The 13,706-nt window shown below is 47.0% G+C and carries 14 protein-coding genes and 2 tRNA genes; 11 read left to right on the top strand and 5 right to left on the bottom strand.

All coding sequences use genetic code 11. The features are described from left to right. Positions 1–42 precede the first annotated feature (42 nt). From GXP22_01545 to GXP22_01525, 5 genes are all read right to left on the bottom strand, one after another. The gene (locus GXP22_01545) at positions 43–441 is read right to left on the bottom strand and encodes a hypothetical protein (protein NOX08168.1); all 399 of its coding nucleotides are present in this window, start codon (positions 439–441) and stop codon (positions 43–45) included. Between the two features lie 139 nt (positions 442–580). Beyond that, positions 581–1,465 (bottom strand): hypothetical protein, encoded by an 885-nt coding sequence (locus GXP22_01540; GenBank protein NOX08167.1) that lies wholly within the window; start codon positions 1,463–1,465, stop codon positions 581–583. A 163-nt stretch (positions 1,466–1,628) separates the two neighbouring features. Next, the gene (gene prmC, locus GXP22_01535; GenBank protein NOX08166.1) at positions 1,629–2,471 is read right to left on the bottom strand and encodes a peptide chain release factor N(5)-glutamine methyltransferase; all 843 of its coding nucleotides are present in this window, start codon (positions 2,469–2,471) and stop codon (positions 1,629–1,631) included. Between the two features lie 132 nt (positions 2,472–2,603). Continuing rightward, on the bottom strand, positions 2,604–3,689 hold the full coding sequence (prfA, locus tag GXP22_01530; GenBank protein ID NOX08165.1) for a peptide chain release factor 1: 1,086 nt from the start codon (positions 3,687–3,689) through the stop codon (positions 2,604–2,606). A 10-nt stretch (positions 3,690–3,699) separates the two neighbouring features. Continuing rightward, the gene (locus GXP22_01525) at positions 3,700–4,956 is read right to left on the bottom strand and encodes a glutamyl-tRNA reductase (protein NOX08164.1); all 1,257 of its coding nucleotides are present in this window, start codon (positions 4,954–4,956) and stop codon (positions 3,700–3,702) included. 118 nt (positions 4,957–5,074) lie between these two features. On the opposite strand from GXP22_01525, the gene GXP22_01520 reads away from it, so the two are divergent. From GXP22_01520 to GXP22_01470, 11 genes are all read left to right on the top strand, one after another. Beyond that, on the top strand, positions 5,075–6,823 hold the full coding sequence (locus tag GXP22_01520) for a tetratricopeptide repeat protein (protein NOX08163.1): 1,749 nt from the start codon (positions 5,075–5,077) through the stop codon (positions 6,821–6,823). After that, positions 6,820–7,407 carry an outer membrane lipoprotein LolB gene (lolB, locus tag GXP22_01515; GenBank protein ID NOX08162.1) on the top strand — a complete coding sequence of 196 codons (588 nt, stop codon included), beginning with the start codon at positions 6,820–6,822 and terminating at the stop codon, positions 7,405–7,407. The genes GXP22_01520 and lolB overlap by 4 nt, the downstream gene beginning before the upstream one ends. Then, a complete protein-coding gene (gene ispE, locus GXP22_01510) occupies positions 7,400–8,278 on the top strand; it encodes a 4-(cytidine 5'-diphospho)-2-C-methyl-D-erythritol kinase (protein NOX08161.1) in 879 nt (292 codons plus the stop codon). Before lolB ends, ispE begins: the two co-directional genes overlap by 8 nt. Then, a tRNA-Gln gene (locus GXP22_01505) sits at positions 8,279–8,354 on the top strand. Between the two features lie 60 nt (positions 8,355–8,414). After that, entirely contained in the window at positions 8,415–9,353 is a 939-nt protein-coding gene (locus tag GXP22_01500) for a ribose-phosphate diphosphokinase (GenBank protein ID NOX08160.1), read from the top strand. A 97-nt stretch (positions 9,354–9,450) separates the two neighbouring features. Beyond that, positions 9,451–10,104 carry a 50S ribosomal protein L25/general stress protein Ctc gene (locus GXP22_01495; GenBank protein NOX08159.1) on the top strand — a complete coding sequence of 218 codons (654 nt, stop codon included), beginning with the start codon at positions 9,451–9,453 and terminating at the stop codon, positions 10,102–10,104. Positions 10,105–10,120: 16 nt separating this feature from the next. Continuing rightward, complete coding sequence (gene pth / locus GXP22_01490; protein NOX08158.1) at positions 10,121–10,696, top strand: aminoacyl-tRNA hydrolase; 576 nt, start codon at positions 10,121–10,123, stop codon at positions 10,694–10,696. Positions 10,697–10,709: 13 nt separating this feature from the next. Beyond that, a complete protein-coding gene (ychF, locus tag GXP22_01485; GenBank protein ID NOX08157.1) occupies positions 10,710–11,801 on the top strand; it encodes a redox-regulated ATPase YchF in 1,092 nt (363 codons plus the stop codon). A gap of 92 nt (positions 11,802–11,893) precedes the next feature. Next, positions 11,894–11,970 (top strand) — tRNA-Met (locus GXP22_01480). 266 nt (positions 11,971–12,236) lie between these two features. After that, positions 12,237–13,145, top strand: a complete 909-nt coding sequence (locus GXP22_01475; GenBank protein NOX08156.1) for a hypothetical protein — start codon at positions 12,237–12,239, stop codon at positions 13,143–13,145. A 94-nt stretch (positions 13,146–13,239) separates the two neighbouring features. Beyond that, a complete protein-coding gene (locus tag GXP22_01470; GenBank protein NOX08155.1) occupies positions 13,240–13,425 on the top strand; it encodes a hypothetical protein in 186 nt (61 codons plus the stop codon). Positions 13,426–13,706: the final 281 nt, after the last annotated feature.

Here is a 13,706-nt window from a genome sequence, read left to right as displayed (position 1 = left end):
GTCATTCTCGCGCAGGCGGGAATCCATTATCTTGAGGATAACTTAAAGATAACGCCGCCAGCAATCAGGGCGGCCATCTCTACAGCCGTGCGGCAATTTTTGATAACGCTTGATAAAGACTCGTTGGGTGGTGTCACTGTAGCCCAGAGTTTCACGCTGAGCGTCCTCGCTGTAGTAGTACAACGCACGTTTAAGTTTACAGAACAGATTGTTATCCAGGTGTAGCCCAATCTCGACTAAGAGTTCATCAATAATACGCAGGGAGATTAACTGGATGTCATAGCTGATATGGATGATGTCGTCACCTTCAGATGTCACTTTGAGGATGCCCTCGATATCACTTAATATCAGCGTCGCTGTTTGCGCCTGACTCGTATTCTCGTGTGGACCACGAAAACAGATCTTGCGATGTCGAATAAGCGTGTTTGCCTGATCGTCCATAGCTCCATCCTAACGGGTTTGTAATAATTATCAAGTTTTGTGGCAGGCAGGGGTTTGTTATTTTAACGGGATTACCGGCTATGCCGATGTGAATAACAAGGGCATAGCCGAGAGTAAATAATATTGTGTAATCAGATGGTTAGGTGGTATCTGATTGATCTTCTGAATGTCGTCGACTTACAGCTAGTAAACCAATCAGGCCAGAACCAAATAACCAGAGTGCGGCAGGTGCTGGAACGGCAGACATACTGGTGAGTTCAAGTGTGTTGAAGTCGATATTTATATTGTATGCCAGGAAGGGTCCTGCCAGCAGCGGCGATCCACCAATACCAATATCGCCATTGGTGGCATCGATGATCAGGTCATTGATGATAGGGAGTTGGCCACTGTGTGTATAATTAAGACTAACGGGTGGATTGACAGGTGTGGTATCAAAGGTTGTTGTTGCCAATGGTGAAGGGCCTACCGGATAGGTTATACCACCGGAGGGACCATAACTTTTCACTGTATTACTTGTTGCAGGAATAGCACCACCCAGACTACCATTAATGATTGATCCATTGCTCAAACCTGAGTTAATGGCATTGTTCAGTCCTGTTGCATCCCAGACCAGAGAAACGGGAACACCATAGATGCCATTCCAGTTAAACATACCATTAAATAATGCACGATTAGAGCCTATACCCTCCATCTCCATACCTACCCACGATAAAATGGATTCATTGAACCAGAAGGGAACCATGAGCAATGTACCTGCATCAAGTGTTGTATCATATTGCATGCTTCCCGTGACAGGTGTTCGGTTACCATTTGTACTATTACCCAGTTCGGAGATATTGGTAAAAAATTCGCCACTCGCTGTTACCATAGTAAATGTAGCGGTGTAATCGAATTCCAGAATTTGGCTGGATCCAGTGGTTGGTGTCAGCAAGAGACCGAGCGCTAAAGCTATCGAATTAAATGCTGGAATATTACGCTTGATAGAAGCTGTTTTGCAGGTAAGATCTAGGTGTTGATTTTTCATATCCAGGTATCCTTTTCTTGTATTGGTCAGTTCCTTGTTTACAATGCATATCATAATAAAGGGATAACCAATTTATGTGTTTATGCGAATGATGCAGCAACCATTTTCACTGCATTAAAAATAATAACACAGAAAAAGTATGGGGATAATGAATGGTTTGTTATTAATAATGCTGTGCCACACTTATACGGTTATTGCCTGCGATATCTCTTATTGTTGAGATGGATTGGTAGTTATTTAATTGCAGTGTTTTTTTTACAGTATTGCCTTGATCGTAACCATGTTCCAGTGCCAGCCAGCCGGCCGGTTTCAGGTGGGCTGGAGCCTGTTGAATGATCTTCCTGATGTCATCAAGCCCTGTTGCACCGGAACTGAGGGCACTGCGTGGTTCGAAGCGCACATCCCCTTGTAGCAGGTGAGGATCGGCCTCAGGGATGTAGGGAGGATTACTGACAATCAGATCAAAATCATATTGATCAACATCCTCCAGCCAATCATGTTGGCTGAAACTGATATTGTGGATATTGAGGCGTTCTGCATTACCTTGCGCGAGTGCCAGTGCCGCGACTGAATAGTCGGTTGCCAGTAGCTGCCAGTTGGGGCGTTCTTGCGCTAGTGCTAGGGCGATGGCACCACTGCCGGTGCCCAGGTCGGCTACCTTGATGGGTGTGTGTGGGAATTGATTAAGCACCCATTCAACCAGGGTCTCGGTATCCGGACGGGGGATCAGGGTAGTCGGGTTTACCTCCAGATCAAGTGACCAGAATTCACGCCGACCGGTGATGTAGGCAACGGGTTCACCGGCTAACCGGCGCGTGATCAGGTCTTCATAGCGATGATGCTGGTCATCGCTCAGGTGTTTTTCTGGCCAGGTATGGAGATAGCTACGGGGTTTGTTGATCAGGAAGCAGAGTAATACCTCGGCATCCAGATGAGCGCTGTTAGAAGATGGACTCAGTTGCTTGTGAGCCTGTTTTAATGCCTGTTGGATGGTTGGTGGGGACATAACGTATTGCTCGCTATAAGAGGATACTTAACATACTGCATCATAATGGATTCCCGCCTACGCGGGAATGACCGCTATTCGGTGTGTCGGTATCGCAAATGACGGTAGGGTGCGTACTACGCACCATAGATTCTAACCCTGTTGTAATTCAGTTAGTCGATCAGCCTGATCTTCATTGGTCAGCGGATCAATAATCAGATCAATCTTGCCCTGTAAAACCTCATCCAGTTTGTATAAGGTTAGATTAATACGATGGTCAGTCACGCGCCCCTGGGGGTAGTTATAGGTACGGATGCGTTCGGAACGATCACCACTACCTACCAGTTGGCGGCGTGTTTGTGCCTGTTCCGCCTGTTGTTTGTCTCGTTCGATGGTCTCCATCCTGGAGGTCAGCAGGGACATGGCACGGGCGCGATTTTTGTGCTGGGAGCGCTCGTCCTGACATTCGACAACGATACCACTGGGTAGATGAGTAATGCGTACCGCGGAATCGGTCTTGTTGATGTGCTGACCACCGGCGCCGGAGGCACGATAGGTATCAATGCGTAAATCAGACGGATTAATATCGACGGCCTCGCTTTCCTCAATCTCGGGCATGACGGCAACAGTGGCAGCCGAGGTATGAACACGTCCCTGGGATTCGGTCTCGGGGACGCGTTGAACCCGGTGTACACCGGATTCGAATTTGAGCCTGGAATAGGCACCCTCACCTTTAATACGCGCAATAATCTCTTTATAGCCACCGTGTTCACCTGCGTTTTCGCTGAGAATCTCAACCGGCCAGCGATGTTGTTCGGCATAGTAGCTATACATACGGAACAGGTTGCCAGCAAAGATAGCGGCCTCATCACCGCCGGTTCCGGCACGGATCTCAAGGAATACGCTGCGCTGGTCATTGGGGTCGACGGGTAATAACAGTTTTTGTAGTTCGAGCGAGAGTTCTTGTTGACGTTGTTTGCTGATAGCCAGTTCTTCTTCTGCCATCTCACGCAGTTCTGGGTCAGGGTCCTTGCTCATTTCCTCGGCTTCTTGTTGGTCTTTCGCAGCCTGTTGATGTTCCTCAAAGCATTTTACTACCGGGGTTAGTTGTGCATATTCTTTGGAAAACTCACGAAACTGATTCTGATCAGCAATGATCTCGGGTGAGGATAATAAAGCACCCAGTTCGATAAAGCGTTCAGACAGGGTCTCCAGTTTGCGGTTAATTGATGTGTTAATCAGCGTTTCCTCAGCGGTCTTTCGCTATCAGTAATTTGCGTGCCATGGCAATAAAATCGGTCTCACCATCGTAGCCCGCCTGGCGCAGTTGTGTACTGGGTTCATGGATGAGCTTGTTGGTTAAGGTATGAGCCATATATTGTAATACCTGTTCGGGATCCTTGCCGTTGTTTAATTGCTGCCGGGCTGTTTGCAGGACAAGATCACGTTGCTTTTCGGCATGGTTGCGATAGTCGCGTATGGTGGAGACAGATTGTAGTGAGCGTATCCAGCCAAGAAAATCCTCGGTGCGGTTGTCAACAATTTCCTGTGCCTGTTTGGCGGCTTCTTGTCGCGACTGGAGGTTGTCTTGAATGACCTCTTGCAGGTCATCGACGGTGTACAGGTAGATGTCTGCCAGATCACCAATTTCAGGTTCAATATCCCTCGGTACAGCAAGATCCACCATGAAAATGGGTTGTCGTTTACGTTGTTTGAGTACGCGTTCAACCATGCCCTTGCCGAGAATGGGTAATGGGCTTGCCGTTGATGAGATAACTATGTCGGCTTCAGGTAGGTGGTCTGGCATCTCTGACAGGCTAATCGCATAGGCATCAAATTGAGTCGCCAGGGTATGGGCGCGTTGAACGGTGCGATTGGCAACAATCATCTTGTTGAGACCATGTTGATGTAGATGCCTGGCGGTCAGTTCTATGGTTTCACCGGCACCGACAAGCAAGGCTGTTTTATTGTTCAAGTCACCAAATATCTGTCGTGCCAGGCTAACAGCAGCAAAGGCAACAGAGACCGGGCTAGAGCCAATGGCAGTATCTGTACGTACCTGCTTGGCAACAGAAAAGGTATGTTGAAATAATTTGCCGAGCAGATTGTGCATACAACCGGCACGCAAGGCATCCTGATAGGAGGCCTTAACCTGTCCGAGGATCTGTGGTTCACCCAGGATCATGGAGTTTAGCCCGGTGGCTACTTGAAGCAGATGTTGAATAGCACCCTGGTCACGATGCTGGTAGAGGAACGGAGTGAGTTTGTTGATGTCAATGTTGTGAAAGCGTGTGATCCAGTCAGTGATTGCCTTGTCTGCCGCTTCATCTCCACTACAATAGATCTCCATGCGGTTGCAGGTTGATAGAATAGCGACCTCATGAACACCCGGTTGGGTTGATAGTTGTTGTAGTGCTTCATTCATTTGCACAGGCGAAAAGGCGACCTTTTCGCGGATGTCCACGGGTGCTGTTTGATGATTGAGGCCGAGCGCAATGAGAGGCATGAGGTTTATCTGGATGTTAGTGTGAATTATACTGGTTTGGTACTAAAAGCGTGTATTGTATACGTTTAGTCTGCATATTGCATGACTGTGTGGATTTTTGGGGTATAGATTGAGATTAATGAAAAGAACAACAGGGATAAGACGATTACTGGTGATGCTTGGTTTCCCTCTGATATTGGTGGTGCAAGGAGGATGTGCGTTGCAACCCGCTTCTTCAAATCGCTCACTTGAAGTACCTGAAAAACGGGTGTTGGCATCTGATCCAGCGGAGTTATGGCCACAGGAAGTGCTCGGTGGCAAGGCGTTGTACGATATTCTTTTGGCAGAGATTGCAGGTAAGCGCGGTTATATCGGGGTTTCTTCCCGTCATTATATCGCTGCTGCACTGGCTTCACAGGATCCAAGATTATCTGCCAGGGCGATGCGTATTACACTGTATGCACGGGAATATGCTGCGGCTTTGAAGGTAGCAAAGCACTGGATTGCCCTGCAGCCGGATAATCCTGAACTTAGACGTTCCCTGGTTTATTTGTCGATGCGTACCGGGCAAGGTGATGAGGCGCTTGAACATCTGGTTTATTTGCTCAAGACAGCAGAAAACAGAGATGAGGTCTATCAAGGACTACAGGATATCTTGAGTGATAGTGATCCCTTGCTGGTGATGGAGCTTATGGCTGGCTTGCTGGAATTGTTCCCACAGGATGCATCAGCCCATCTGATGTATGCGCGTGTCAGTTTGCAATCGGAGTTATATGTCCTGGCACAAGAACATGCACAGCAAGCTATGATGCTTCGACCACAATGGGAAGACGCTATTGTACTGTCGATTCAGGCTCAGATTGGTGCCGGTAAAAAATCTCAGGCACTGGAAGAATTAATGCTGGCACTGAAGCGTCTGCCAGATTCGCTTGTTTTGCATCGTTTCTATGGTCAGTTATTGATGCTGGATAAGCAGCTACAGGCCGCCAGTGAACAATTTTTGTGGGTGTTATCAAGGCAGCCGGAAGATGCTGACTCCTTGACAGCACTCGGTCTGTTTGCGCTGGAAGATAAACGCATGGAGGTTGCCACAGGTTATTTTGCCCGCATGATGGCATTAAAAAATAGTGCGCGTTTTAATGCCTATTACTATATGGGACTGGTGGCACAAAAGTCAGGTCAAGGGACCCAGGCCGAGCAATGGCTGGAGAAGGTTACGCAGGGTAAATTCAGGGTTGAGGCGATTATCCAGCGGGCTGCTTTGTTGCAGCAACGTGGTGCATTGACAGAGGCGCGTAATTTATTACGTGGCATGGGTAAGGAGCAACCACAGGCTATTAGACGCTTGTTAATTGTCGAGAGTGGTTTGTTGATGCGTGCTGCTCGCTATGAGGATGCGATTGATGTCTTTAGTCAGGGTCTGGGTCGATGGCAGAATGATTTAACCTTACTCTATGGTCGTGCAGAGGCAGCAATGCAGGCTGGGCAGGTAAAACGTGCTGAAGAAGATTTGAAGGCCTTTCTTGAGTTACGTCCAGAGGACGGCAGTGCATTGAATACCCTGGGTTACCTTCTGTTGGAAAAGACAGATCGTTATCAGGAGGCTTTTATCTACATTGAACGTGCATTGGCTCTGATGCCTGATAATCAGGCGGTTATTGATAGTATGGGTTGGGCTTATTATCGTCTGGGTAATTATCAGCAGGCACTGGAATATCTGCAACAGGCCTATGCCATTACTGCTGAGGCTGAGATTGCAGCCCATCTGGGGGAAATCTTGTGGATGTTGGAGAGACAACAGGAAGCAGAGCAGATATGGCGTGATAGTTTGCAGCAATTTCCGGATGACCCCTATCTACAAGAGGTGATGCAGCGATTTCTACCATGAGTTTATTTTTTCGGGTTTTTTTTCTATCATTAGGTCTGGTTGCCTGTAGCACTATTCCGCAGGTGCCACCAGTGACGGCCTGGGAACCGCTGGACTGGACGCAGTGGCGTTTACAGGGACGTATGGCTCTGCGTTATCAGGATAAAAACTGGAATGTCAGTCTGCGTTGGCAACAATATCCAACAACATACAATATGGTGTTACAGGGGCCATTGGGTGTGGGTACGATTAGAATTGATGTGGACGAACAGCAGGCACACCTGACCGATAGTGATGGTCATCAGCAGGTGGCAGCGAGTGCGGAACAGTTACTCTACAATCAAACCGGAATGCGTCTGCCGTTATCAAGGTTACGTTATTGGGTGCTGGCAGATTACACTGTTATCAAGGCGGATGAGCAAACCCTGGATGCACAAGGTCGCCCTGTGAGTGTTGTGCAGGATGGTTGGATTATTCATTATAAACGTTATCAGGTGATCAATGGCTATGTGGTTCCTCGTCTGATTTATTTACAGGGCAAGGATGTGGAGTTGCGTCTTGTTATTGATCAGCTGGAGCCGTTGTTGAGCTCGAGGCATGAATAAATCGGCCTATTATGATCAGCTTGAGCCCTCTGGCCCTTGGCCGGCACCGGCTAAATTAAACCTGTTTTTGCACATTACCGGTCGTCGTGCCGATGGCATGCATGATCTGCAAACGGTGTTCCAGTTTATTGATTATAGTGATGAGTTAATCTTAAGACATCGGGCTGATGGACAGATATCTCGTCATCAGGGGCCGGTTGGAGTGCCTGTTGAGCAGGATTTATGTGTGCGGGCCGCAAAAATATTGCAACAGGCATTTGCGATTGAACATGGGGTCGATATTGAGCTGAATAAATGTCTGCCTATGGGAGCAGGTCTGGGCGGTGGGAGTTCAGATGCGGCGACGGTGCTTGTGGTGTTAAATCGCTTATGGAACATAGAGTTATCTGTTGATGAGCTGGCTATTCTGGGGCTGAAACTGGGCGCAGATGTGCCGGTCTTTGTACGGGGTATGGCGGCATTTGCCGAGGGTGTGGGTGAGAAATTAACCCCGGTTGAGTTGCCAGAACCCTGGTTTTTGGTGCTAATTCCGCCGGTAAATGTCTCTACAGCCAAGATTTTTTCCGATTCTGAATTGACACGGGATTCACAGACCATCAAAATATGCGACCTTCATGCTAACAAGCTTGGAAATGATTGTGAATCGGTAGTGCGTAAACACTATCCATTGGTAGCGGATGCTATTGATTGGTTAGCGCAATATGCACCAGCACGGATGACGGGTACCGGCGGCGGTATCTTTGCCTCCTTTGCGGATCATGCCAGTGCTTGTCGTGTGCAGGAAAAATTACCCTGGGGGTGGCAGAGTTTTGTTGCTGTTGCTCGTAATCGCTCACCATTATATGGAGCGTTGGCAGATCAGGGTTTATAATGGGGCGTGGCCAAGCGGTTAAGGCACTGGGTTTTGATCCCAGCACTCGCAGGTTCGAGTCCTGCCGCCCCAGCCAATTACAAGTAATTAATGAAGACGTTAAGAGGGTTGAACCGTGTCAGACACTGATAATCAGATGGTGGTTTTTACCGGAACGGCAAACCCGGTGCTGGCGCAGGCTATTGTTGATCACTTGAAGATACCGCTGGGCCGTGCAGTGGTCGGCAGTTTCAGTGATGGCGAGCTTCAGGTCGAGATATCCGAGAATGTGCGTGGCAAGGATGTCTTTATTGTGCAACCGACCTGTGCGCCGACCAATGATAATCTGATGGAATTACTGATTATGGTGGATGCATTACGTCGTGCCTCGGCCTGGCGTGTGACGACAGTCATCCCTTATTTCGGTTATGCCCGGCAGGATCGTCGACCGCGTGCCCTGCGAGTGCCGATTACAGCCAGAGTGGTGGCGCAGATGATTGGTAATGTGGGTGCTGATCGCGTATTAACGATAGATCTGCATGCGGATCAAATACAGGGGTTTTTCTCGGTACCGGTGGATAATGTCTATGCATCACCGATCCTGTTGGGGGATATCTGGCGCCAGAAATATCCTGATTTGATGGTGGTGTCACCGGATGTGGGTGGTGTGGTTCGTGCGCGTGCTATGGCCAAACGTCTGGATGATGCCGATCTGGCGATTATTGACAAGCGTCGGCCACGACCTAATGAAGCCAAGATTATGCACATCATTGGCGAGGTTAAGGGGCGTACCTGTGTTCTGGTGGATGATCTGGTGGATACCGCGGGTACCTTGTGTGCGGCAGCTAGTGCGCTGAAGGAACGTGGTGCGGTGAAGGTGGTGGCCTATTGTACCCATGCGGTGTTGTCAGGGGCAGCAATTGAGAATGTGACAAATTCAGAGCTGGATGAGTTGGTGGTAACTAACACCATCCCGTTGAGTAAAGAGGCTGAACAGTGCCCCTGCATACGTCAGTTGAGTATTGCCGAGATGCTGGGAGAGACCATGCGTCGTATCAGTGCCGAGGAATCGGTGAGTACCTTGTATATGGATTAATTTTTTTGAGGTTGGGGTTTCCCACCTTTTTATCACCTCCCTGGTCGCGGGCAGGTGTATTCAGACTGCCAAGGCAGTCGTTATTAGGAGAAGTAAGATGAGTCGTGTAAATTTTGAATTAGATGCCGAGTTGCGTGAGGACATGGGTAAGGGTGCGAGCCGCCGCCTGCGTCACGTTGGCAAGATCCCTGCCATTATCTATGGTGCTGGTAAGGATCCACAGTCCCTGACCCTGAGCCATAATCAGATCTTTCATAGTCTGGAGCATGAGGCTTTTTATTCGCATATCCTGACCGTTGATATTGCGGGTGATAAGCAGCCGGCAGTCTTGCGTGATGTGCAACGTCATCCCAGTAAGCCTGTTATTATGCATATTGATCTATTACGTGTCGATATGAACAAGAAGTTGCATGTCCATGTGCCTGTTCATATTACCGGTGGGGAAGAGGCCAAGGGTGTTAAGCAAGGTGGTGGTCTGTTGTCACATGATGCGACGGATATCTTTATTGAGTGTCTGCCCAAGGATCTACCCGAGTTTATTGCGGTTGATGTTACCGAACTGGATCTTGGTGAGTCGATTCACCTGTCGAGTATTACTTTGCCTGAAGGTGTGATTTCCCTGGATCTTGCGCGTGGTGAGGACCATGATTTGAGTGTTGTCTCGATCCATATCAAACGTGGTGGTGGTGATGAGGAGGAAGAAGTCTCTACAGAGGAAGAAACTCCTGAAGATGGCGCTAGCGAAGAATAAGTTCAGGTAGAGGTTTTTGACCGCTATTAAGCTTATTGTGGGACTGGGTAACCCCGGTTCCGAGTACCAATCGACCCGGCATAATGCCGGGTTTTGGTTGCTGGATCAGCTTGCCTTGCAACATCAATGTGTGCCCCGGCGTGAGACCCGTTTTCATGGTGAGCTTGGGCGTATTCATTGTGCCGGGCATGATTTTCGGGTGTTAAAGCCGGATACCTTTATGAATCGCAGTGGTCAGTCGGTTGCAGCGGCTACTCATTTTTTTCAGATTGATCGTCAACAGATCCTGGTGGTGCATGATGACCTGGATCTGGAACCGGGCGATGCGCGTCTGAAAAGAGCGGGTGGTCATGGTGGTCATAATGGTCTGCGGGACATGGTGAGTCATCTGGGTGGTAATGATTTTTTGCGCCTGCGTATTGGTATAGGTCATCCCGGGGATCGTAATCGGGTGGCTGATTACGTTTTGCATCGTCCAACAACGGATGAGCAGATTGCGATTGATCAGTCGATTGATGCAGCACTGTCAATATTGCCGATGGTGTTGGATGGTGATCTGGAAAAGGCGATGCATCGTTTGCATAGCAAGTAAGAGGTAATACAGTATGGGATTCAAATGTGGCATTGTTGGTTTACCGAATGTGGGTAAATCGACTTTATTCAACGCCCTGACCAAGGCGAGTATACAGGCAGAGAACTATCCCTTTTGTACCATTGATCCGAATGTGGGCATCGTCCCGGTACCGGATGTGCGATTGGATAAGCTGGCTGAGGTAGTTCAGCCCCAGCGCGTTTTGCCAACTGGAATGGAGTTCGTCGATATCGCCGGGCTGGTTGCCGGTGCCTCTAAAGGTGAGGGCCTGGGTAATAAGTTTCTGGGTAACATCCGTGAAACCGATGCAATCGTGCATGTAGTCCGTTGTTTCGAGGATGAGAATGTAATTCACGTTGCTGGCAAGATTGATCCTTTGGGTGATATTGAAGTGATCGAGACCGAGCTGGCACTAGCGGATATGGAAGCCGTCGAGCGGGCTGTGCTGCGTAGCAATAAGGTCGCCAAGAGTGGAGATAAGGATGCCAAAGCGCGCCTGGTCACACTGGATAAGGTACAAAAACAACTGGATGAGGGTCATGCCGTTCGTTTTCTGGATTTGAATGAGACGGAGCTGGAATATATCCATGAACTGCATCTGTTGACAAATAAACCTGTGCTTTATATCGCCAATGTGGCTGAGGATGGTTTTGAGAATAATCCTTACCTGGATCTGGTGAGCAAAAAGGCACAGGATGAGGGTGCTGAGATTGTTGCTGTTTGTGCAGCGATTGAGGCAGAACTGGTTGAGCTGGATGTTGATGAACAAAAGGAATTCTTGGATGAGTTGGGTCTGTCCGAGCCCGGTTTGAATCGCGTCATTCGTGCCGGTTATCATTTGTTGGGTCTACATACCTATTTTACCGCAGGGGTAAAAGAGGTGCGTGCCTGGACTATTCCTGTCGGTGCCACCGCACCCAAGGCTGCCGCTGTGATCCACACCGACTTCGAGAAGGGCTTTATTCGTGCCGAGGTAACCTCCTACGAGGACTTTATCGCGCATGATGGTGAACAGGGCGCACGTAAGGCGGGTCGCCTGCGTCTGGAAGGTAAGGATTACATTGTAGCGGATGGCGATGTGATGCATTTCCTGTTTAATGTGTAAACAGGCCTTCTCCGGTCTGGACATAGGCACGATATTCGCATAGAATTCGTGCTTCAGAAATTCGGCTTGTATTCACAGGTCGTTCTAAATATGGCTATGTAGCTCAGTTGGTTAGAGCACAGCATTCATAATGCTGGGGTCGGTGGTTCAAGTCCACCCATAGCCACCATATTTTATGGAAATATCAATAGGTTGTGGTTTTCCGCGATTAATGGAGGGCCTATTGTTTTGTTTGTGGCAACGTATTGGCAACAGTTTTTGGTGATGGGTTTATTTTTTGCTGTTGGCTGCCCTGTTAATTGTTTTATGTGGTAGGAATATTCTTCTTGTGGATGATTAGATTGATTAGGGATACGTACTTGATAGAAAGGTGTTCTCATGTGAGAATAGCTTAAAATAATCGTAATTAAATTATAGGGAAAGCAAGGAAGCTCAATGCGCTCATATTTAAAATCTTTAGTTGAAACCATTTTAGCTATTGCTGGTGTCATAGCTTTTGTAAATTGGTATGTGACTAATCAAGTTCCAAATTTAGAAGAATCTGGAGTATTGGCGGTTTTAATAATAGGGGTTCTTCTTTTTTATTATCTGGCTGCTTATTTGTTCTTAAGGGTAAGATGGGGAAGAAATAAAAAATATGCTGAAACTATAAAAGATATGAGTAATGGTTTTTCTGCAATTCATGCACTGAATAGAAGAAACCTCTCAACCACTACAGAAAAATACGCGTTTACACATTCGGCTATAATAGAGTTGTGTAATAATCTTGCTCATACAATGAATGTTATAACATCGGCAAGGTGTCATGTTTCCATTAAAGTCTTAATTCTTGATACAGATAATTTGTTTAATGAGCGGTATAAGGCAACAACATTTTGTCGTAGTACAGATAGTGCGAGAGGCAATAACGATAAAAATGAAAATGTTAAGCATTGGGTGGAAGAAAATACTGATTTCTTAGCTATATTTGAGGAAATTGAAAATGGTGCGGCCCCTTATTTTAAGGAAAATAATATTCCTTTCAGGTATGGCTATAAAAATTCTAGTTTTGCAGCTTATGGTCAGGTTGAAGGTAGTGGTTTCTTTAGTAGGCTCTTTCTGTGGAAGCCTCCTTATAAAAGTACCATGGTTGTGCCTATATGCCCATATCAAGCATCTAATAAAAAAGAATTGCTTGGTTTTGTTTGTGTTGATAGTCCTAAACGATTCGTATTTAAAGAAGACTATGATCTAGATTTGTTGAGAGGGGTTTCTGATGGTTTATATAATATTATCAAGGAGTTGTGGGTTGAGGATACAAAGCCGCCTCAAGTAGTTGTAGCTGAGGTCGAAGTACAGGATTAGTAAGATAGTTATATCTATCCCACCTAAAAGGGGATGTGGACATAAGTGGTAAAACAGTGTTTAATAAAAGCAATTGCGATAGGGAGATGATCAAATGACAGATTATGACTATGAAAGAATAAATAAAATATCTCTTAATTCTGTTACTGATGATGATTTTCGGTCAATAGTTACTGTAACAAGTGGTAACACAAGTCACAAAGTAAATGTTTTAGTATTCCCTGAAAGTTTTGAAGATGATATTAGAGAGCTTAATGCCGCAGTTGATGCTGAGGTATAAAAAATAGCTACAAAAAGATTTTATTAGGCTTCACCTCAATAACAGAGGTGAAGCCTTTTTTAATTGTATTTTGTGATTGATGATTATTAGGCTGAGTGTGCCTCTATAAGGTAAGCGCAAAATAAACCCCACTCTATACACCTGAAATAATTTTCTGCACTCTGTGGTTTTACAATCAGAGGAATAGAATATGTCCGATTCAAGCAAGGCAAACCTAACCGAACAACAAAGTCATTGGCTGACGATACTCACGGCCTGTAAAACATCGGGTCAAACAATGA

This window comes from Gammaproteobacteria bacterium (genome assembly GCA_013151035.1).
Classification (GTDB): Bacteria; Pseudomonadota; Gammaproteobacteria; order JAADJB01; family JAADJB01; genus JAADJB01.
Note: the sequence above shows the minus strand (reverse complement) of the source record. Positions and strands in the feature narration are given on the sequence as shown.

What these genes read in the sequence shown, in the direction of transcription:
- GXP22_01540 (NOX08167.1), bottom strand. Translation starts at nt 1,465, where the DNA reads ATGAAAAATCAACACCTAGATCTTACCTGCAAAACAGCTTCTATCAAG.
- lolB (NOX08162.1), top strand. Translation starts at nt 6,820, where the DNA reads ATGAGTTTATTTTTTCGGGTTTTTTTTCTATCATTAGGTCTGGTTGCC.
- ychF (NOX08157.1), top strand. Translation starts at nt 10,710, where the DNA reads ATGGGATTCAAATGTGGCATTGTTGGTTTACCGAATGTGGGTAAATCG.
- GXP22_01495 (NOX08159.1), top strand. Translation starts at nt 9,451, where the DNA reads ATGAGTCGTGTAAATTTTGAATTAGATGCCGAGTTGCGTGAGGACATG.
- GXP22_01475 (NOX08156.1), top strand. Translation starts at nt 12,237, where the DNA reads ATGCGCTCATATTTAAAATCTTTAGTTGAAACCATTTTAGCTATTGCT.
- GXP22_01500 (NOX08160.1), top strand. Translation starts at nt 8,415, where the DNA reads ATGGTGGTTTTTACCGGAACGGCAAACCCGGTGCTGGCGCAGGCTATT.
- GXP22_01525 (NOX08164.1), bottom strand. Translation starts at nt 4,956, where the DNA reads ATGCCTCTCATTGCGCTCGGCCTCAATCATCAAACAGCACCCGTGGAC.
- prmC (NOX08166.1), bottom strand. Translation starts at nt 2,471, where the DNA reads ATGTCCCCACCAACCATCCAACAGGCATTAAAACAGGCTCACAAGCAA.
- ispE (NOX08161.1), top strand. Translation starts at nt 7,400, where the DNA reads ATGAATAAATCGGCCTATTATGATCAGCTTGAGCCCTCTGGCCCTTGG.
- GXP22_01520 (NOX08163.1), top strand. Translation starts at nt 5,075, where the DNA reads ATGAAAAGAACAACAGGGATAAGACGATTACTGGTGATGCTTGGTTTC.
- GXP22_01545 (NOX08168.1), bottom strand. Translation starts at nt 441, where the DNA reads ATGGACGATCAGGCAAACACGCTTATTCGACATCGCAAGATCTGTTTT.
- GXP22_01470 (NOX08155.1), top strand. Translation starts at nt 13,240, where the DNA reads ATGACAGATTATGACTATGAAAGAATAAATAAAATATCTCTTAATTCT.